Below are 19,872 nucleotides of genomic sequence, written 5' to 3' on the forward strand. Positions count from 1 at the left end.
CCACGCCGCCACAAGACCTGACCCCGGCACCGGCGACCACCACGCCGAGACACCGAGGCACGCCGAGGCGCTCGGCGACTCCGGCCACGCCGCCACGCGGCCGCATGCCCGGAGCACCGACGACCGCCGCCGGGGCGCGTGGTGGCAGGGGCGAGGCGTCGCCCGGCTCTGGCTGGTGCCGCGCGGCCGGCGGGCGCCTCACTTCAATGCCTCCGCGACCTCGTCCACCGTCAGCCAGGGCTGGGGGGCGAGGATCTTCGCCACCTGCGGGGCGAACGCCGGGGAGGCGACGACCACCTCCCTTGCCGGGCCGTCGGCGACCACCTCTCCCTCTGCCATGACCACCACGCGATCCGCCACCGTTGCCACGAACTCCACGTCGTGGGTCGAGAGCAGCACCGCCCGGTCCTGCGAGGCCAGCTCTCGCAGGACCGTGGCGAAGCGCTTCTTCGCGTGGTAGTCGAGGCCGCGGGTCGGCTCGTCGAGCAGGACCACCGGTGGGGCCGCCGCCAGCTGGACCGCCAGCACCAGCGCCAGTCGCTGCCCTTCCGAGAGGTCGCCGGGGTGCGCTTCACCGGCGATTCCGGGGGCGAGCCGGTCCAGCAGGCCGCGGGCCGTCCCTGCCGGGACCTCCGATTCGGTGTCCGCCTGTGCGCACTCGGCGTCCACCGAATCGAGGTACAGCAGGTCGGCCGGGGTCTGCGGGACCAGCCCCACGCGCCGACGGGCCGCTCGTGGCTTGAGCGATGCCGGGTCCGCGCCGCCGACGTCGACCTTCCCCGCCGACCTCGGGCCACTGCCCTGCACCGCCCAGAGAAGCGACGACTTGCCGGAGCCGTTGCGTCCCATCAGCGCGACTGTCTCCCCCGGTCCGACACGCAGGTCGACCCCGCGTACCGCCAGGACATCTCCGTATCGCACCACCACCCCTCTCACGTCCAGTGCCGGACCGGTCACCGAGAAGCTACCCCCACCCACCGACAATTCCGGAAGCCGCGAGCGCAGCGGCCCGGCCAGACGCCGTGCGTCCCGTACCGACAGCGGCAGCGGCGACCACCCCGCGAGCCGCCCCAGCTCGGCGATCGGGGGCGCGATCTCCGAGGTCGCCAGGATTTCCGAGGGCGTCCCGGAGCGCACCGAACCGTCGCCCGGCAGGTACAACAACCGGTCCGCGTACTGCGCCACGCGCTCCATCCGGTGCTCCGCCACGATCACCGTCGTCCCCAGGTCGTGCACCAGCCGCGTGATCGCCGCGAGCACGTCCTCGGCCGCCGTCGGGTCCAGTGCCGACGTCGGCTCGTCGAGGACCAGCACCGACGGGTGCGCCGTCAGCACCGAGCCGATCGCGACACGCTGCTGCTGCCCGCCCGACAGCGTCCGAAGTGGACGGTGGCGCAGGTCCGCGATCCCCATCAGGTCCAGGGTTTCCTCGACCCGCTTGCGCATGACGTCCGGCGGGACCGCCAGCTGCTCCATCGCGTACGCCAGCTCTTCCTCGACGGTGTCCGTGACGAACCCGGCCAGCGGGTCCTGCCCGACGACGCCGACCACCGAGGCCAGTTCCCGGGGCGGGTACAAGGAAGTGTCATGCCCGGCGACCACCACCCGGCCCGCCAGCCGTCCGCCGGTGAAGTGCGGGACGAGCCCGTTGAGCGCGCCGAGGAACGTCGACTTCCCCGCGCCCGTCGGGCCCGCGACCAGGCACAGCTCGCCTTCCTCGATCCGCAGCGAGACGTCCGCCAGCACCGGCCGCGCCGCGTCCGGGTAGGTCACCGTGACCCGCGAGAACTCGATCACCGGACGACCTCCGACACCGGGGGCGGCGCCAGCCAGGCCGGCAGCACCGCGATCAGCAGGGACACCACGTGCACCCAGGAAACCCCGGGCCAGCGCAACGGGCTCAGCGACGGGTAGAGGTTCCCCGGGTCGATCCGCGCGGTGACGAACAGCAGCACGCACGCGCCCACCCCGGCGACCACGACCAGCGTCTCGGGACGACCCCACGGATCCGGCCGGTACGCCGTCCGCCGCACGCGCCGCCCGCCGAGGACGAAGCCGGCCACCGCCACGGCCAGCCCGGCCGCCAGCAGCGGCACGCCGAGCCACGTCGACGTCCCGTCGAGCACGCCGTAGACGCCGACGCAGACCCCGGCCAGCCCGCCGAGCACGCACCCGGCGATGGCGGCCCGCAGGCTAGGACTCAGGTACGCCCGGCGGCCGTAGCCACGGGAGTCCATTGCCGCCGCGAGCTGCAGCGACCGGTTCATCGCGTCCTCCAGCACCGGGACCACGATGCCCCGGACCGCCCGCAGGCCGCGAGTCCGGCCGGCCCGCAGCCGCCGGGCCCGCCGGACTCGCTGGACGCTCTCGACCAGCTGTGGCGCCACCGTCAACGCCACGGTCACCGCCGTCCCGACCTCGTACAGGGCGCCCGGCACCGCTTTGAGCAGGCGTTTCGGGTTGGCCAGTGCGTTCGCCGCGCCGATGCAGACGACCATCGCCGCCAGCCGCAGGCCGTCGTAGAACCCGCCGAGCAGTTCCTCCGCCGACGCGGGACCGAACAGGGAGAACCCCGGGGTGAGCGCGATCCGCGGCAGCGTGAACAGCACGTGCCCGCCGTCTTCGCCGCCGACCACGATCCGGAACAGCACGCGCGACGCGACGACGAACGCGCCGACGTACGCGTACAGCCGGAAGGCCAGCGCCCACGGCGCGTCACTCCGGCGGTTCGCGACGACGAAGCCGGCCACCGCGATGATCAGGCCGAGCAGCAGCGGGTTGGTCGTGCGGCTGGCGGCGACGGCCAGCGCGAGCGCCCAGACCCACCAGGCGCCGGGGTGCAGTGCCCTACTGCGCACGCCGGCGGCGGGCGACGAGGGTTCCCGCGACGCCGATGACCACGATCACCAGGGCGCCGACCACCACGTCCCACGGGAACGAGCTGCCGCCCTGGTCGGCGGGCGCGGAAGCCGGCGCGGACGCCTGCCGCACGGGGGCGATGCGCGGCGGGGACGGCAGGTCGTTCGCCGACTTCGGGCGCGCGAACGCCCATCCCTCGAACGAGCCGGGCGCCGGCTTCGCCGTCTGGGCGCCTTCCTGGCTCGACGTCCAGCTCCCGCCCGCCGAGGCGTGCCAATAGCTCCAGTACGCCGTGGCCGACGGCATCCCCGCGCAGGACTCGACGTCGGGGCCGGGCTTGCCGTTGATCCGGCAGGCCACGGCGAGGCCGTACTTCTGCGAGCCGGCGACCTCGATCCCGGCTTCCTGCAGGGCCGCGATGCCGTTCGCGGGCGTCCCGGGCGCGCAGCGGACGACGGGCGCGGGGCCCAGGTCGCCGAAGTCGACGACCACCGTGACGCCGCCGCCTTCGGGGCAGGCCCCGTCCGTGCCCGTCGCCGAAGCGGGGGCGGCGCCGGCGAGGCAGGCGCCGAGCAGCACGGCGGAGGCGGTGACGAGACGGGCCAGGCGAGAGGCGATCATGCAGGCACTTTAGCCAGGGCGGGGCCTGCCGCAGGTGCGGTTCCGGCGCGACGCGGGCCACACCTAGACTGCGGGCCGTGGGACAGCTCATCGCGGACGGACAGCTGCGCGTCGGCCTGATCGGCGCCGGCCCGTGGGCGACGACGATCCACGCGCCCGGCCTCGCGGACCATCCCGGCACCGCGCTCACCGCGGTCTGGGCCCGGCGGCCGGAGGCGGCGCAAGCGCTTGCGGAGACGCACTGCGCGACCGCCGCGGGCAGCGTCGAGGAGCTGTTCGAGCAGGTGGACGCGGTGGCGTTCGCCGTCCCGCCGTCCATCCAGGCGGAGCTGGGCGTGCGCGCGGCCGAGGCCGGGAAGCACCTGATCCTCGAGAAGCCGATCGCCGCCGACCTCGAGGGCGCGCAGCGGCTGGCCGACGCGGTCGCCGACGCGGGTGTCGCCGCGCTCGTCGTGCTGACCCTGCGCTTCTCGGCGCAGACGCAGGAGTGGCTCGCCGGGCTCGCGCAGGCGGGCGGCTGGGCGGGCGGCGGCGCGCGCTGGCTGTCCGGCGCCCTGCTCGGCGGCCAGTACGCGGCTTCGGCGTGGCGTCAGGACGACGGCGGCGCACTGTTCGACATCGGCCCGCACGCGCTCGACATGCTGGACGCGGCGCTCGGCCCGATCACCGAGGTCGTCGCGGCGCGGCAGAGCCCCGGCGATCTCTGGCACCTGATGCTGGCCCACGACGGCGGCGTGATCAGCACCGCCACGCTTTCGCTGCGGCTGCCGGTGCAGCCGACCGTCGTCGAGGTCGCCGTCTGGGGGCAGCACGGCTACCGGACGCTGGGCCGCAAACCGGGCTCGGCGCAGGAGTCCTACACGGCACTGCTGGACGACTTCGCGGCGATGATCGCGAGTGGCACGACAACCCACCCGTGTGACGTCCGGCGTGGCCTGCACTTGCAGAAACTGCTCGACCAGGCCCGCAGGCTCGCCGAGTAGTACACAGCCGCGCACCACGCGTTTTTCTTGTGCTGCAACGCTTTCCGGATTAATCCCCGAATTCTTCCACAGGGTTGTCCACAATCTCCACAATGGACAGTGCACCCCCTGACCGAACCACGTGCGGACAAACTGCGCCACCGGAAAGATCACCGAATAGTGCGGTCCGCTCGGACTGCCGAGTCGATCTTGTGATGCGAAGGTGATCTTGGGAGGGGCCGTCTAATCGCGCATCGAAGATCTTTTCAGGGGTTCGGGAAGGGAGGCGCATGGAAGCCCTGCTGCGCGCCTTCTGGGGGATGATTCCGGTTTCGGCCGTCGCTCTGCCGTACGCGCTGATCGGCTGGCCACTGCTCGCGGCCCGGCGCCGCCGAAGACTGCCCGTCCGCTACGCGACCGCGACGGCCGGCGTCGACAGCGCGGCCTGCCTCGTCGCCTTCCTGGTGTTGTGCCTGGTCACGATGCCCGTCGGCGACTCCGCCGAGAGCACGCTCGACCTCGTGCCCGGCGCCGACATCACGGCCGCGTTCGGCAACGACGGTTCACTCTGGCAGGTGATCGGCAACGTCCTGCTGCTGTGCCCGCTCGGCGCGCTGCTGCCGATGCGGGTGCGCCGGCTGCGCACGCTGCTGCGGGTCGCGCTGGCCGCGCTGGTCGCGTCCGTGCTGGTGGAAGGCACGCAATATCTGATCCACGACGGCCGCGTGACCTCGACCGACGACGTCCTGCTGAACACCGTCGGCGCGACGCTCGGCGCCGCACTCAGCCGCCGCGGCTGGCGCTGGCTCGACGTGCCGCCGGTCCCGGTGGTGGTGCCGGTGGTGATCCCGTCGCCGCGGCGCACCATCTGCGAAGCGCCGACGCTCACCCTGCGGGTGCCGCGTTCGGTGTGGGACAAGCGCTACGCGGCCATCGCGCACCCGGAGCGTCAATAATCCGGTTGCGGCCCGTGCGAAACTGGGCCGGAAGAGCCCCTTCGAGTCAAGGAATGACCGCCTATGCCTGGCGCCGCCTCCGGCGCCGGCCCTCGCTAGGCCCGGCGCCCAGCGTTCCGCCCGCATGCCCGGTTCGTGGCTGCGGTTCCTTGACGCGCTCTTGAAAGGGCTTTCACCAGCAATGTCTGCTATCCAGACGTATGTCCGCAGGACGGCACCCCGCGGCCGGACGACCGAGCGGATCGGCCCGTTCCTGGCCACCTACTCGCCGGACACCACCCACCCGATGCTCAACTACGCGATCCCGGACGACGGCGCCGAGCCGACGGCGGCCGAGATCGACGCGCTGACCGGGGCGTACCGGCGGCGGGGCCTGCTCCCGCGGCTGGAGTACTTCACCGACGTCGCCCCCGGCCTGGAGAAACTCCTGGCCGGCGCGGGGTACACGCTGGAGCGGCGGGTGCCGCTGATGACGTGCACGCCCGCCGAGCGGGCCGACCGCCCGGTGCCGCCGGGAATCCGGCTGCGCGCGCCGGAGTCCGCCGAGGACCTCCGGCGGATGCGGTCGGCGCAGAACACCGCGTACGGCGAGCCGGCGGAAATCGGCGACGACGAGGTCGCGCGCCTCGAGGCCGGAATCGACGCCGGGGTGCGGCACGTCCTGGCCGAGGACACCGAAACCGGCGTGGTGGTCGGCGGCGGGCTCGCTCTCGAAATCGTCGATGCCACCACCGAAATCGCCGGGATCGGCGTGCTCGACGCCTACCGCGGGCGCGGGATCGCCGCGGCACTCACCGCCCGGCTCACCCGCGAGGTCCACGAGGCCGGGGCGCACACGGCGTTCCTCACCCCCGGTGACCTGGGGATCGGGAACGTCTACGCCCGGGTCGGCTACCGGCCTGCCGGGGAGTGCGTGCACCTGTCCTTCGGCTAGTCCTCGAAGCGGCCGGAGCGACCACGCTTGACGTCGCTCCGGCGCTTCTTCGACGCCAGGCGGCGCTCCTTCGAGCCGCGGGACGGCTTGGTGGGGCGCCGCTTGGGCGGCGGTGGCGCCGACGCGTCCAGCAGCAGGTTCGCGAGGCGGCCACGGGCCGCCTCGCGGTTCTGCAGCTGGGAGCGATGCTCACTGGCCGCGATCGTCAGGACGCCGTCGACCAGCCGGGACGCCAGCGCCGCCAGCACCCGCTCGCGCAGGTGGTCCGGGATCGACGGCGACGCGGCCACGTCGAACGACAGCTCCACCCGCGAGTCCGTCGTGTTGACGCCCTGGCCGCCCGGGCCGGACGAGCGCGAGAAGCGCTCGCTCAGCTCGGCCTCCGGGATCACGAACCGGGAGCCGACCACCACGTCACCGGTGGCCGCCACCGTCAGAACCGCGGGTGGTCGCCCGAGAGCACCGCGCGCGGGCCGTCGACGTCCTCGGCAGGCTGGACCTCGCCCAGCACCCAGGCCGGGACGTGCCGCGCGGTGAGCATGGCCAGCGCCCGGTCGACGTCGTCCGCGCCGACGATCGCGACCATGCCGACGCCCATGTTGAACGTCTTCTCCAGCTCGGCCCGCTCGACCTTGCCGCGCTGGCCGATCAGCGCGAACACCGGCGCCGGGGTCCAGGTGCCGCGGTCGAGCCGGGCGACCAGGCCACGCGGCATGACGCGGGCGAGGTTGGCCTCCAGGCCACCGCCGGTGATGTGCGCGAACGTGCGGACCTCGGTCTCGGCGGCGAGCGCCAGGCAGTCCTTCGCGTAGATCCGCGTCGGCTCCAGCAGCTCCTCGCCGAGGGTGCGGTCGAACTCCTCGACATGCCCCTCCAGCGGCATCCGCGCGATGTCCAGCAGCACGTGCCGGGCCAGCGAGTAGCCGTTGGAGTGCAGGCCGGACGAGCCGAGCGCGAGCACGACGTCACCCGGGCGGACCTTCTCCGGGCCGAGCAGCGCGGACGCCTCGACCACGCCGACGCCGGTGGCCGACAGGTCGTAGTCGTGCTCGCCCATCAGGCCGGGGTGCTCGGCGGTCTCGCCGCCGAGCAGCGCGCAGCCGGCCAGGACACAGCCCTCGGCGATGCCGCCGACCAGCGCGGCGACCTTCTCCGGCTGGACCTTGCCGACGGCGATGTAGTCCTGGAGGAACAGCGGCTCGGCGCCGGTCACGACCAGGTCGTCGACCACCATGGCGACCAGGTCGATGCCGACCGTGTCGTGCTTGTCGAGCGCCTGCGCGACCGCGATCTTGGTGCCGACGCCGTCGGTCGACGACGCGAGCACCGGCTCCTTCCACTTGTCGAGCTTCAGGGAGAAGAGCCCGGCGAAACCGCCGACACCACCCATGACCTCGGGCCGCGTTGCCCGCTCGGCGTGCGGCTTGAGCAGCTCGACGGCTTGGTCGCCGGCCTCGATGCTGACGCCGGCGGCGGCGTACGTGGCGCTCGTGGACTCGCTCACGGTGGAAGGACTCCCTACTGGAAGGACTGTTCAGGGACGCCGGACGGCGTCTTCGGCACCGTACCCGGCGGGGCTGACCGGGGTCGCCGCGCCATTGACCGCGTCGAGGCTTTCGAGCAGGTGCTTCCCGATCAGCGCGTCCTCCGGCAGCGGGATCGGGTACTCGCCGGAGAAGCACGCCGTGCACAGCCGCGACTTCGGCTGTTCCGCGGCCGCGACCAGGCCGTCCAGGGAAATGTAGCCCAGGGAGTCGGCCCCGATCGAGCGGCGGATGCCGTCGAGGTCGACGCCGTTGGCGACCAGTTCGGCCCGCGACGCGAAGTCGATGCCGTAGAAGCACGGCCAGCGCACCGGCGGCGACGCGATCCGGACGTGCACCTCGAGCGCGCCCGCCTCCCGCAGCATCCGGACGAGCGCGCGCTGGGTGTTGCCGCGGACGATCGAGTCGTCCACCACCACCAGGCGCTTGCCGCGGATGACGTCGCGCAGCGGGTTCAGCTTGAGCCGGATGCCCAGCTGGCGGATGGTCTGCGACGGCTGGATGAACGTGCGCCCGACGTAGGCGTTCTTCACCAGGCCGGTGCCGTAGGGAATGCCGGAGCCCTGCGCGTACCCGATCGCGGCCGGGGTGCCCGACTCGGGCACCGGCATGACCAGGTCGGCCTCGACCGGCTGCTCGGCGGCCAGGCGGCGGCCGATCTCGACGCGGGTGGCGTGCACGCCGCGGCCGGCGATCGTCGTGTCGGGGCGGGCCAGGTAGACGTACTCGAAGACGCAGCCCTTGGGGTCCGGGTTCGCGAACCGCGAGGACCGCAGGCCCTCGGCGTCGATGGCGATCAGCTCGCCCGGCTCGATCTCGCGGACGAACGACGCGCCGACGATGTCGAGACCCGCCGTCTCGCTGGAGACGACCCAGCCGCGTTCGAGGCGGCCGAGCACCAACGGGTGAACTCCGTGCGGGTCGCGGGCGGCGTACAGGGTGTTCTCGTCGGAGAACACCAGGCAGAACGCACCCTTCAGGGTGGGCAGCAGCTCCATGGCCGCGGCCTCGATGCCCTTGTCGGCGGCGTTCGCGGCGAGCAGGCCGCAGATGAGGTCGGAGTCGCTGGACGAGCCGGTCAGGCCCGCGTGCGGCTTCAGCCCCGCTTCGATGGTGCGTTCCCGCAGCTCGGCGGTGTTCACCAGGTTGCCGTTGTGCGCGAAGGACAGGCCGCTGCCGGTCTCGGTGGTGCGGAAGATCGGCTGGGCGTTCTCCCAGATGGTCGCGCCGGTGGTCGAGTACCGGCAGTGCCCGACGGCGATGTGGCCCTGCAGCGACTGCAGGATCTGCTCGTCGAACACCTGGCTGACCAGGCCGAGGTCCTTGAAGACCACGATCTGGGAGCCGTCGGAGACGGAGATGCCGGCCGCCTCCTGCCCGCGGTGCTGCAGGGCGTAGAGGCCGTAGTAGGTGAGCTTCGCTACTTCTTCCCCGGGAGCCCAGACGCCGAAGACGCCACACTCCTCACGGGGTTCCGGTTCGGGCTGGTCGGACACGAGCTGGGGGTCGGAAACCACCGAAGAGCTCCTGGGAAGACGTGGTCAGGCCGGATTCAGTGTAAACGGTCCCGGCATGAGCCAGGCCCCGCCCGACGTGGTTCTGACCACTTCGGACAGGGCCTTGGGCCTTCGCGGAGTCAGCACGCGTCGGGCAGCGAGAGGATCTCCGTGAGCACTTGGGCACCGTCACCGCGGCGGCGCCACAGCCACCGCTCCGGCTCGAAGATGTTCTCCTCCGTGCCGGGCATCCGGGTCGCGACCACGTCGTCTTCGGCGTTCAGCCGGACGACGTCCACCACGTCGTCGTGCACGCGCACACCGACGACGGCGACGACCTCGCCGCGCTCGTCGGCGGGGTGGACGAACTGGTAGCCGCGGGCCACCAGTTCCTGCAGTCCGGTTTCGATGTCGAAGACGGGTGCGACGGCCTCAGCCGAGGACATCGTCGAATTCACCGTCCTTCGCGCCCGCCAGGAACGCGGCCATCTCGGCACGCGTGTAGACCAGCGCCGGGCCGGTCGGGAAGCGCGAGTTGCGCATCGCGATCTCGCCGTTGGCCAGCGGGGCGACCTCGACGCAGTTGCCGTTGAAGTTGCTGTAGCTCGCCTTGCGCCACTGGGCACCGGTCAGCCGATCAGCCGGGATGCCGTTCTCGAATCGCTCAGCCATGATCCCACCTCTCGAAGCGGATAGCGATGCATATGCATGTGCATTTGCCCGCGTGTCCGAGGCTAGCACGTGAGAGTGCAGCGGTAAATGCACGTGCAGAATTTCTTGCAAAGTTCTCGGACGGTAAAGAAACAGCCGGTCAGCGCTAACCTATCGGGTGACAGGTACTCGTCCCAACGGGTTAATCGCTACGCCAAGTTACCGGTCAGCGGGCACACCTCGGCACCGCCGAATCGGGTACAGGCAAGGGTTTCTAGATCTCCTGGCGCCGCTTCGCGAGCATCGCGCGGCTGCGCTCCGGAGTCTCCGCGTCGACCGCCAGCATGTCGAGCGCGCGGCTGTACTTTTCGATCTCTTCGCGCTTCTCGATGTAGTGCGCGCCGGTCAGGTACTCGACGTAGGCGATGTTCGGCAGTTCCGGCTCGCCGAACCGCAGCAGCGAAAACGCGTGTTCGGCGGACAGCCCGCTGCGCTCGTACGGCAGCACCTGGATCGACACGTGCGGCAGCGCGCTCATTTCCAGCAGGTATTCGATCTGCTGTTTGAGGACCTTGATGCCGCCGATCGGCCGGTACAGCACCGACTGGTCGAGCACCATCCACACCCGGGGCGCGTCCGGTCTGCTGAACATCTTCTGCCGCCGCATCCGCAGCGCGACCAGCTGGTCGACGCGCTCGTCGGCCATCTCCGGGCGGCCGTGGCTGAAGATCGCCCGCGCGTACGGCTCGATCTGGAGCAGGCCCGACACGTAGATCGGCTCCCAGATCTGGATGCGCGCGGCGGCCTCCTCCAGGCCGACCAGGTCGGTGAACCAGTTCGGCATGGTCTCGCCGAACCGCCGCCACCAGCCCGGCTCGTTCGGCTGCTTGACCATGTCCAGGAAGATCTGGCGCTCGGTGGGGTCGTCGACGCCGTACATCGTCAGCAGGTCGGTGACGTCGCGTTCCTTGAACCCGACCCGGCCCAGCTCCAGCCTGCTGATCTTCGACTCGGAGCCGCGGATGTTGTAGCCGGCCTGCTGGCGGGTGATCCCGGCCTCTTCACGGAGGCGGCGCAGCTGTGAGCCCAGGATCATCCGGCGCGCCGTCGGGCCGATGTTCTGCTCGCCACTGGACGCGTTCACCGCGTTCATCCCGGACCTTCCGCACTCACGTCACCAGGGGGTTCTAGCCCGACTACCGAAAGTACACGTTGGGCCGTCCTGCGCAAAGAGGTGACCCGGTTTACCGCGTGCGTGTGGAGTCCTACTCTACGTAGAGTACGAGACTTTCGACACAGAACTTGCGAGGTTCATCATGCCCGACGCCGCGACCCGGACCGAACGAGTTCCCGTGGGGGTCGACCCGACCCGAGCGAGCATCGCGCGCGTGTACGACGCCTTCCTGCTCGGGAAGGACAACTACGAGATCGACCGGGAGGTCCTGCACAAGGTGCAGAAGGCCGCACCGGAGGCACAGGACCTCGCGTTCGAAAACCGCGGCTTCCTCATCCGGGCCTGCCGGTTCCTCGCCGGCCAGACCGGCATCACGCAGTTCCTCGACTGCGGCTCCGGCCTGCCGACCGCCGAGAACACCCACCAGGTCGTCCAGCGGATCAACCCGGAGATCAAGGTCGTCTACATCGACAACGACCCGGTGGTGCTGGCCCACGGCCGCGCGCTGCTGGAGGAGAACGAGAACACCCACTTCGTCGCCGAGGACATCTTCGAGCCGCAGCGGATCCTCGAGAACGAGGTCGTCCGGCAGCACATCGACTTCTCGCAGCCGGTGGCGTTCCTCCAGCTCGGCACGCTGCACCACTACAACGGCCCGCACGAGCGGCCGGCGGAGATCATGAAGGAGTACGTCGACGCGCTGCCGTCGGGTTCGTACGTGGCGATTTCGCACTTCTTCGACCCCGAGGACGAGGATTCCGCGACCGCCCGCCGCATGGAGGAGTTCTTCCTGCACAGCCCGATGGGCTCGGGGACGTTCCGGACCCAGAAGGAGATCGAGGACCTCTTCCCCGGCCTCGAGATGGTGCCCCCCGGCGTCGTCCGCTGCGCCGACTGGTGGCCGGACGGACCGCGGCTGAAGGAACTGAACGTGGCACAGCGGACGATCGCCGGCGGCATCGGCCGCAAGCCGTAACTCCCGTCCGTCAGAGACGGACGAGGGGGAGCCAGTGGGAAAGGTCGGCCCGGGTGCCCGATGCGGACACCCGGCCGTCCGCCACCGCCGTGGTCCAGTCCAGGACGCCCGTGGCCAGTTCGAGCCACGTGCGCGGGTCCGTCTCGACCACGTTCGGCGGGGTGCCGCGGGTGTGCCGCGGCCCCTCCACGCACTGCACCGCCGCGAACGGCGGAACGCGGACTTCGACCGTGCGCCCCGGCGCGTCCGCCGCCAGCGCACGCAGGCTGAGGCGGACCGCCGCCGCGAGTTCCGGCCGCGCCGGATCGGGCGCGTCGCCCTGCAACCACGGGGAAATCGCCAGCACCGCCGCACGTAACTGTCCGGGGTCGACCGAACGCGAAGAGGCCATGGGCAAACAGTAGAGTGGCGCACCAAGACTTTTCAGGCACACCCGAGAACGTGGGGATGACGATGGCGCAGCGGGACGAGGCGGATCGGATGGTTTCGCAGCAGCCCACCGGAAGCGGAGCCGATCGCCCCGGCAGGCACGGCAAGCACAACCGCGCCGCGCGGCGCGAAGGCCAGCAGGCACGGCGCTCCGGCAAGCACGGCACGCCGGAGATCACCGCGGAGATGCGCGCGAACGCCCGCGCCAACCCCAACAGCTGGCTGTACGTCATCGACGAAGCGTTCGACCCGAACGGTCCGGTCCCGTCCTGGGCGGTCGTCGGCGCCTACCCGGTGAACGGGGCGGGCGACGTCGTGGCGGACTTCCACCCCAACGACCGCTACCGGCCCTCGCCCAAGGCGCTCGGCTTCCCGGAGCCCGCCAACGACCTCGAGCAGCTGCTCCAGCTCGTCCGCACCGAGCACCGCCCGGCGTCGGACCTGCCGCGCGTGGTGCTCGACGCGACGCTGTTCGTCTACGCGATGTCGCCGGTGCAGCGGACGGTCATCGGCTTCCACAACGCCGACGGCCGCGTCATGGTCCCGGCGTACACGCGCAAGGCACTGGTGCCGCGCGAGTGGCCGCACGCCCGCGCGGTCCTCGGCCGCGACATCGTCGGCCTGCTCGGCGGCCACCCGGTCGCGATCAACCCGCACGACCTCATCACGGCCGTGGTGCCTGCCGAGCACCTGCTGAAGGCCCTCGCCGACGAACGCCGCTGACCTGGAGGGCGTCTTCCGAGCCCGCCGCCGGTCCGCGGTCGTGAGTGGTAATTCGGGTTAGAACGCGAATTACCACTCACGACAAGCCGCGGCAGACCGCCCAACGTCGTTGACCTGCGGTTTTCACTCCGTCGAGTGACCATCCGAGTCGCCGATCCGGCGGCTCGGGTGCATCGTGAGGCTGGACAAGTCTCACGAGACCGGTGGGGAGCATGAGGGTGAAACGTCGTTCGCTGCTGCCCTTCGCCGCCGCCGTCCTGCTGATCGCCGGCCAGTCGCCCGCCTACGCCGTTCCCGATCTCTACGCCGGCGCCGAAGACCACTACGCCGGTTCGCAGATCGCCAAGGCCGAGGGCGTCGGCGCGGTGCCCGGCGTCCTGTACGGGAACGACGACCAGCAGCTCGGGCACGACGTCAGCGGGCACCAGGGACCGGTCGACTGGCCAGGGGCGGCGCGCACCGGCGCCCGGTTCGTCTACGTCAAGGCGACCGAGGGCACCGGGTTCGTCAACCCGCAGTTCGCCCAGCAGTACAACGGCTCCTACAACGCCGGCCTGATCCGCGGTGCCTACCACTTCGCCCGCCCGGACGTCTCCGGCGGAGCCGAGCAGGCCCGGTACTTCCTCGCCCACGGCGGCGGCTGGTCGGCCGACGGCAAGACGCTGCCGGGCGCGCTCGACGCGGAATACAACCCGTACGGCGAAACCTGCTACGGCAAGGACGCCGCGGGCATGGTCGCCTGGATCCGGGACTTCTCCGACACCTACCGCGCCGCCACCGGCCGGTATCCGACGATCTACACGTCGACGAGCTGGTGGAAGCGGTGCACCGCGAACAACGGCGGGTTCGGCGACAACCCGCTCTGGATCGCCCGCTACAACACCTACATCGGCGAACTGCCCGCAGGCTGGGCCGTGCACACCATCTGGCAGTTCGCCGACCGCGGCCCGCTGCCCGGCGACCAGAACTGGTTCAACGGCCCGGCGGACCGGCTGCTCGCCCTCGCGCTGGGCTGAACGGCGCAGCGTTTTGAGTAATAGGTGTTAACCAGTCACCAAGTAAAGATCAACTTCCCGGGAAAATCACCCACGCGTATACCCAATTTCACGGAACTGAGTGACAAACGCCACTTCGTCCCCAACAATCGTGCACGGGCGGCTACCTGCAGTAAGCCGCCCTCAGCGAGGGTATCTGTGAAGGGATCCGACGATGTCCACTTCCCGAAGAGGGCGGCTGTTCGCCGCCCTGGTCGTCCCGGCCACGCTGCTCCTGCTCGGCAGCACGGCACAGGCGGCGACCTACTCCCCCGAAGTCGACCCCGTGGCCGCGATCAACGCGGACATCGCACAGCACAACCACGAACTGGGGTCACAGATCCGGCGCGTCGAAGGCGACAAGTCGACGCCGGACACGCAGCGGGCCGCGCAGCAGCCACAGCCCGGCCAGGCCGTCCCGAACCAGGTGCTGGCCACGGTGGCCGGCATGGACGTCGCCAGCTACCAGGGCAACGTCGACTGGGCGAGCTGGTGGAACCAGGGCAAGCGGTTCGTCTGGACCAAGGCCACGGAGAGCACCAGCTACACCAACCCGTACTTCGCGCAGCAGTACAACGGCTCCTACAACCAGGGTTTCATCCGCGGCGCCTACCACTTCGCCACCCCGAACACCTCCAGCGGCGCGGCGCAGGCCCGGTACTTCGTCGCGCACGGCGGTGGCTGGTCCAAGGACGGCAAGACGCTGCCCGGCGCGCTGGACATGGAGTACAACCCGTACGGCTCGACCTGCTACGGGCTGAGCAAGGCGGCAATGACGTCGTGGATCCTCGACTTCCACGACACCTATCACTCCCTGACCGGGCGCTGGCCGGTGATCTACACGTCGACGAGCTGGTGGGGCCAGTGCGTGAGCGGTGACTTCTCCAGCACCGCCCCGCTCTGGGTCGCGCGGTACGCCTCGACGGTCGGCACCCTGCCCTACAACTGGAGTTACTACACCGTCTGGCAGTACACCTCGAGCCCGCTCGACCAGGACACCTTCAACGGTGCCTACGACCGGCTCCAGGCACTCGCCAACGGCTGATCCCCGCACCCGCCGGCTCCCGGACCGTGCCGATTTCGATGTCGCCACGGCCGGGGGCCGGCGCCATGCCGTACCGTCCGAGCTTGCAGAACGCTGCTCACGTCCTGGGGAACCGCATGCGTACGCCGGACGTCGGAAGCGCACGAACCACCCAGCGCCCGGAAGGCATGGAAGATGACGTACCCGCCGCAGCCCGGCCAGCCCGATCCGTACGGCCAGCAGCCGCAGTCCGGCGGCTTCCCGCAGCAGGGCGGGTGGGACCCCAACCAGCAGCAGCCGTATCCGACGCAGCAGTACCCGCAGGGATATCCGCAGGCCGGGTGGGGTGACCCGAACGCGCAGCAGCAGCAGGCGTGGGCGGACCCGAACGCGCAGCAGTACGGGCAGCAGGCCTGGGACCCGAACCAGGGCGGCCAGATGTCCGGCTGGGATCCGGCGACCGGTGGGTACTCGCAGGGCTTCGGCGGGCCGCCCGCGCCGCCGAAGAAGAGCAGGACCGGCATGTGGATCGCCATCGGCGCCGCCGTGGTCGTGGTGCTGGCGGCCGTGGGCATCACCGGGTTCGTCGCGCCCGGGTTCTTCCTGTCCAAGGACGAGGGCACCGTCGCGGCCCCGCCGTCGTCGAGCACGGCGGCCCCGAAGCCGACGACCCCGAAGAAGTCGGCGCCGCCGTCGGAAAAGCCGTCCGGCTCCGGCGAAGGTGTCAGCGTCATCAAGAACTTCGTCGCCAAGCTGAACTCGGGCGACACCGCGGGCGCGATCCAGCTCGGCTGCGCCGACAAGCGGGAGCTGCTGACGCAGTCGCTCGACCTCATCAAGCCGCCCTTCCAGCTGGAGGCCGCCGACGGCTCGGACAGCGACTTCATGGCGCAGGTGGAGGTCGGTGGCACCGCGGGAGGCAAGAACGTCGACGGCTTCATCATGGCGACGAACATCGACGGTTCCGGCTTCTGCGTCAGCCTCATGCTGGTTTCGTGAGTGATGCGGCTCTGGAAGTCACCGCTGGCGTGGACGTTCCTCGCGTCGGTGGTCCTGCTGGCCGCGGTCGGGGGCTGGCTGCTGACCGACCCCGCCACCAGCCGCAGTGACGCGCTGAAGACCGGCGGCCTCGCCGGCGGCGCGGTCGTGGCGCTGTACGCGCTGTGGCTGAACGACCGGCGGCGCCGGGTCGAGGAACGCCGTCAGGACATCGAGCGGCAGCGGCACGAACTCGAGGCGCAGCGCGCGGAACAGGACCGTGAGCGCGTCGCCGACGAACGGTTCGCGAAGGCCGTCGAGCTGCTCGGCAACTCGGCCGACCAGGTGCGTGTGGGGGCGTTGCACGCGCTCGCCGGGCTGGCGCGCAGCCGGCCGTCCTACACGCAGACGGTGCTGGACGTGCTGTGCTCGTACCTGCGGCGGCCGTTCCTGCACGGCCGCTACGAGAAACCGACGCGGGATCCCACCTCCGAGGAGGAACTCGAACTCACCGTCCGGCTCACCGCGCAGCGGCTGATCTCGGAACTGCTGCCCGGCCGCGACGAACCGGGTCCGTCCTACGACCTCGACCTGACCGGCGCGGTGCTGGAGTACCTCGACCTCTCGGGCAAGCTGGTCGGCGGCTTGCTGCTGCGGCACGCGTCGCTGCACAGCAGCACGAACTTCAGCGGCTGCCGCTTCACGCGCCGCGTCTACCTCACCGCCGCGGGGACCGACAAGGGCCGCCTGGTCGGCTACTTCCGTTGCCGCGGCGCGGTTTTCGAGAGCCACGCGTGGTTCAGCGCGGTGAACTTCACCGAGACCGCGGACTTCTCGGAAACGACGTTCGCCGGGCCGACGACGTTCAAGGACGCGAAGTTCGCGAAGGACGCCGTCTTCACCGACGCGGTCGCCGCGGACTCGCTCGACCTGCGCTGGACGTGGTTCGCGGGGCAGACCGACCTGCGGTTCGCCTCGCTGGCGGACGCGGTTTCGCTGTACAACACCCGGGTCCGGCCGGAGAAGGACGTCCAGCTGCCGGACGGCTGGGAGCTGGAGGAACTGCGCGACGGGGACGCCCGGATCGTGGCACGGGCGGGCTGAGGTCCGTGGGGGCCTTCACGCGAAGGCCCCCACGACCCGCTCAGTCGAACAGGGCGGGCAGGGTGCGCTCCCAGGCTTCGCGCAGCTCGTCGAGCGTGAACTCGGTGATGCCCTGCAGCTCCAGCGTGCCCGACTCCGGGTCGACCACGCCGGTCTTGCGCCACGGGAGGCCGCGCGCGGTGCACATCTCGGTGAACCGCAGCTCTTCCGTGCGCGGGACGGCCACCAGCACGCGGCCCGCCGACTCGGAGAACAGCTGGACGAACGGGTCCTGGTCGCTGTCGAGGAAGACCCGCGCGCCGCACTGTCCGATGAGGACGGTCTCGACCAGCGTCTGGATCAGGCCGCCGTCGGAAAGGTCGTGCGCCGCCGAGATCATGCCGTCGCGGGAACCCGCGACCAGGATCTCCGCCAGCAGCTTCTCGCGCGCCAGGTCGACCTTCGGCGGGACACCGCCGAGGTGGCCGTGCAGCTCGCGGGCCCACGCCGAGCCGTCCAGCTCGTCGTGCGTTTCGCCGAGCAGCAGCAGGGTTTCGCCCGCTTCGGCGCCGATGCCGGTCGGGATGCGGCGGGTGACGTCGTCGATCACGCCGAGCACGCCGATCACCGGGGTCGGCAGGATCGCCGTGTCGCCGGTCTGGTTGAAGAAGCTGACGTTGCCGCCGGTCACCGGGATGCCCAGCTCGACGCAGCCGTCCGCCAGGCCGTGCACGGCCTGCTCGAACTGCCACATCACGCCGGGGTCGGTCGGGGCGCCGAAGTTCAGGCAGTCCGACACCGCGACCGGCGTCGCGCCGCCGGTCGCGACGTTGCGGTACGCCTCCGCCAGCGCCAGCTGCGCGCCGCGGTACGGGTCGAGGTAGACGAACTTGCTGTTGCAGTCCGTCGCGACCGAGACGCCGCGGCCGGTCGACTCGTCGATCCGGATCATGCCCGAGTCCGACGGCTGCGCGAGGACCGAGTTGCCACGCACGTACCGGTCGTACTGCGAGGTCACCCATTCCTTCGACGCCTGGTTCGGCGAGGAGATCAGCTTGAGGATGTCCGCGCGCAGTTCGTCCGGAGTGGACGGACGCGGCAGCTTCGCCGAGGTGTCGGCGACCAGAGCGTCCTGAGTGGACGGTCGCTGGACCGGCCGGTCGTACACCGGGCCCTGGTGGGCGACCGTGTGCGCCGGGACGTCGACGACGGTCTCGCCGTGCCAGGTGATGACCAGGTGCTCGCCGTCGGTGACCTCGCCGATGTCGGTGGCGATGACGTCCCACTTGCGGCAGACGGCCATGAACGCCTCGACGTTCTCCGGCGCGACGACCGCGCACATGCGCTCCTGCGACTCGCTGGAGAGCACCTCGGCGGACGTCATGCCACTGGCGCGCAGCGGAACGCGGTCGAGGTAGATGTGCATGCCGCCGTCACCGGCCGCGGCCAGCTCCGACGTCGCGCAGGACAGCCCGGCGCCGCCGAGGTCCTGGATGCCGACGACGAGCTTCTGCGCGAACAGCTCGAGGCAGCACTCGATGAGCACCTTCTCGGTGAACGGGTCGCCGACCTGGACGCTCGGCAGCTTCTTGCGGCCCGACGCGGACTCGTCACCCGAAAAGGTGTCACTCGCCAGGACGGAAACGCCGCCGATACCGTCGAGGCCGGTGCGCGCACCGAACAGGATGATCTTGTTGCCGGTGCCGGAGGCGAAGGCCAGGTGCAGGTCCTCGACGCGCATCGCGCCGACGCACAGGGCGTTCACCAGCGGGTTGCCGGCGTAGGAGGGGTCGAAGACCAGCTCGCCGCCGATGTTGGGCAGGCCGAGGCAGTTGCCGTAGCCGCCGACGCCGGCGACGACCCCGGGCAGCACACGCTTGGTGTCGGGCGCGTCGGCCGGCCCGAACCGCAGCGCGTCGGCGACCGCGAGGGGCCGCGCGCCCATGGCCATGATGTCGCGGACGATGCCGCCGACCCCGGTCGCGGCACCCTGGTAGGGCTCCACATAGGACGGGTGGTTGTGGCTTTCCACCTTGAAGGTGACCGCCCAGCCCTCGCCGATGTCGACGACACCGGCGTTCTCGCCGATGCCGGCCAGCATCTTGGCCTTCATCTCGTCGGTGGCGGTCTCCCCGAAGTAGCGGAGGTGCTTCTTGGACGACTTGTAGGAGCAGTGCTCGCTCCACATCACCGAGTACATGGCCAGCTCGGCATCGGTGGGCCGGCGGCCGAGGATCTCCCGGATCCGGGCGTACTCGTCGTCGGCGAGCCCGAGCTCGCGATAGGGCTGGGTGTGGTCCGGGGTCGCCCCGGCCCGCTCGGTGGTGTCAACGGTGCTGGTCACGGTGTCCGTGTCAGGGTTCGCCACGGCCGCCAGGATACGTGCCGGGCCGAGGAGCGTTGGACACTGGGGCGGGGAAATCGGAGG

At 70.9% G+C, this 19,872-nt stretch carries 20 protein-coding genes; 9 read left to right on the top strand and 11 right to left on the bottom strand.

Features of this window, described 5'->3' with window-relative positions; genetic code table 11:
* Nucleotides 1-198 precede the first annotated feature (198 nt).
* The 3 genes from ABJI51_RS09175 to ABJI51_RS09185 are packed head-to-tail and all read right to left on the bottom strand — an operon-like array spanning nt 199 to nt 3,480.
* Nucleotides 199-1,797: an ABC transporter ATP-binding protein gene (locus ABJI51_RS09175; protein ID WP_348949153.1), complete on the bottom strand. Its 1,599-nt coding sequence runs from the start codon at nt 1,795-1,797 to the stop codon at nt 199-201.
* A complete protein-coding gene (locus ABJI51_RS09180; RefSeq protein WP_348949155.1) occupies nt 1,794-2,858 on the bottom strand; it encodes a CbiQ family ECF transporter T component in 1,065 nt (354 codons plus the stop codon). Before ABJI51_RS09180 ends, ABJI51_RS09175 begins: the two co-directional genes overlap by 4 nt.
* Entirely contained in the window at nt 2,848-3,480 is a 633-nt protein-coding gene (locus tag ABJI51_RS09185; protein ID WP_348949157.1) for a hypothetical protein, read from the bottom strand. Before ABJI51_RS09185 ends, ABJI51_RS09180 begins: the two co-directional genes overlap by 11 nt.
* A gap of 77 nt (nt 3,481-3,557) precedes the next feature.
* Between ABJI51_RS09185 and ABJI51_RS09190 the strand changes: the two genes are divergently transcribed.
* The 3 genes from ABJI51_RS09190 (at nt 3,558) to ABJI51_RS09200 (ending at nt 6,332) form a co-directional block, all read left to right on the top strand.
* Nucleotides 3,558-4,463 (top strand): Gfo/Idh/MocA family protein, encoded by a 906-nt coding sequence (locus tag ABJI51_RS09190; protein WP_348949159.1) that lies wholly within the window; start codon nt 3,558-3,560, stop codon nt 4,461-4,463.
* A 269-nt stretch (nt 4,464-4,732) separates the two neighbouring features.
* Entirely contained in the window at nt 4,733-5,398 is a 666-nt protein-coding gene (locus ABJI51_RS09195; RefSeq protein WP_348949161.1) for a VanZ family protein, read from the top strand.
* A gap of 181 nt (nt 5,399-5,579) precedes the next feature.
* On the top strand, nt 5,580-6,332 hold the full coding sequence (locus ABJI51_RS09200; protein ID WP_348949163.1) for a GNAT family N-acetyltransferase: 753 nt from the start codon (nt 5,580-5,582) through the stop codon (nt 6,330-6,332).
* On the opposite strand, the gene arfB is transcribed toward ABJI51_RS09200, so the two are convergent.
* From arfB to ABJI51_RS09230, 6 genes are all read right to left on the bottom strand, one after another.
* Complete coding sequence (gene arfB, locus ABJI51_RS09205) at nt 6,329-6,745, bottom strand: alternative ribosome rescue aminoacyl-tRNA hydrolase ArfB (RefSeq protein WP_348949793.1); 417 nt, start codon at nt 6,743-6,745, stop codon at nt 6,329-6,331. The genes ABJI51_RS09200 and arfB overlap by 4 nt on opposite strands.
* A gap of 20 nt (nt 6,746-6,765) precedes the next feature.
* Nucleotides 6,766-7,836: a phosphoribosylformylglycinamidine cyclo-ligase gene (purM, locus tag ABJI51_RS09210; RefSeq protein WP_348949165.1), complete on the bottom strand. Its 1,071-nt coding sequence runs from the start codon at nt 7,834-7,836 to the stop codon at nt 6,766-6,768.
* A 30-nt stretch (nt 7,837-7,866) separates the two neighbouring features.
* The gene (gene purF / locus ABJI51_RS09215; protein WP_348949167.1) at nt 7,867-9,393 is read right to left on the bottom strand and encodes an amidophosphoribosyltransferase; all 1,527 of its coding nucleotides are present in this window, start codon (nt 9,391-9,393) and stop codon (nt 7,867-7,869) included.
* A gap of 119 nt (nt 9,394-9,512) precedes the next feature.
* The gene (locus ABJI51_RS09220; RefSeq protein ID WP_348949169.1) at nt 9,513-9,818 is read right to left on the bottom strand and encodes a hypothetical protein; all 306 of its coding nucleotides are present in this window, start codon (nt 9,816-9,818) and stop codon (nt 9,513-9,515) included.
* Nucleotides 9,805-10,044 (bottom strand): DUF397 domain-containing protein, encoded by a 240-nt coding sequence (locus ABJI51_RS09225; RefSeq protein WP_348949171.1) that lies wholly within the window; start codon nt 10,042-10,044, stop codon nt 9,805-9,807. Before ABJI51_RS09225 ends, ABJI51_RS09220 begins: the two co-directional genes overlap by 14 nt.
* A 253-nt stretch (nt 10,045-10,297) precedes the next feature.
* On the bottom strand, nt 10,298-11,176 hold the full coding sequence (locus ABJI51_RS09230; protein ID WP_348949172.1) for a helix-turn-helix domain-containing protein: 879 nt from the start codon (nt 11,174-11,176) through the stop codon (nt 10,298-10,300).
* A gap of 199 nt (nt 11,177-11,375) precedes the next feature.
* Here ABJI51_RS09230 and ABJI51_RS09235 point away from each other — a divergent pair, with 199 nt between their 5' ends.
* The gene (locus ABJI51_RS09235; RefSeq protein WP_348949174.1) at nt 11,376-12,173 is read left to right on the top strand and encodes an SAM-dependent methyltransferase; all 798 of its coding nucleotides are present in this window, start codon (nt 11,376-11,378) and stop codon (nt 12,171-12,173) included.
* Nucleotides 12,174-12,183: 10 nt separating this feature from the next.
* Here the strand turns inward: ABJI51_RS09235 and ABJI51_RS09240 are convergent, their stop codons facing one another.
* Complete coding sequence (locus tag ABJI51_RS09240) at nt 12,184-12,564, bottom strand: sterol carrier family protein (RefSeq protein WP_348949175.1); 381 nt, start codon at nt 12,562-12,564, stop codon at nt 12,184-12,186.
* A gap of 56 nt (nt 12,565-12,620) precedes the next feature.
* Here ABJI51_RS09240 and ABJI51_RS09245 point away from each other — a divergent pair, with 56 nt between their 5' ends.
* From ABJI51_RS09245 to ABJI51_RS09265, 5 genes are all read left to right on the top strand, one after another.
* Entirely contained in the window at nt 12,621-13,325 is a 705-nt protein-coding gene (locus tag ABJI51_RS09245) for a type VII secretion system-associated protein (protein ID WP_348949177.1), read from the top strand.
* A 212-nt stretch (nt 13,326-13,537) separates the two neighbouring features.
* Nucleotides 13,538-14,341 carry a lysozyme gene (locus tag ABJI51_RS09250; protein ID WP_348949178.1) on the top strand — a complete coding sequence of 268 codons (804 nt, stop codon included), beginning with the start codon at nt 13,538-13,540 and terminating at the stop codon, nt 14,339-14,341.
* A 193-nt stretch (nt 14,342-14,534) separates the two neighbouring features.
* On the top strand, nt 14,535-15,404 hold the full coding sequence (locus tag ABJI51_RS09255) for a lysozyme (RefSeq protein ID WP_348949179.1): 870 nt from the start codon (nt 14,535-14,537) through the stop codon (nt 15,402-15,404).
* 174 nt (nt 15,405-15,578) lie between these two features.
* Complete coding sequence (locus ABJI51_RS09260) at nt 15,579-16,382, top strand: hypothetical protein (protein ID WP_348949181.1); 804 nt, start codon at nt 15,579-15,581, stop codon at nt 16,380-16,382.
* A 3-nt stretch (nt 16,383-16,385) separates the two neighbouring features.
* On the top strand, nt 16,386-17,465 hold the full coding sequence (locus tag ABJI51_RS09265) for a pentapeptide repeat-containing protein (protein WP_348949183.1): 1,080 nt from the start codon (nt 16,386-16,388) through the stop codon (nt 17,463-17,465).
* A gap of 40 nt (nt 17,466-17,505) precedes the next feature.
* On the opposite strand, the gene purL is transcribed toward ABJI51_RS09265, so the two are convergent.
* On the bottom strand, nt 17,506-19,812 hold the full coding sequence (gene purL, locus ABJI51_RS09270) for a phosphoribosylformylglycinamidine synthase subunit PurL (protein ID WP_348949185.1): 2,307 nt from the start codon (nt 19,810-19,812) through the stop codon (nt 17,506-17,508).
* Nucleotides 19,813-19,872 lie beyond the last annotated feature (60 nt).

The organism is Amycolatopsis melonis (genome assembly GCF_040064235.1).
GTDB classification, from domain to species: domain Bacteria; phylum Actinomycetota; class Actinomycetes; order Mycobacteriales; family Pseudonocardiaceae; genus Amycolatopsis; species Amycolatopsis melonis.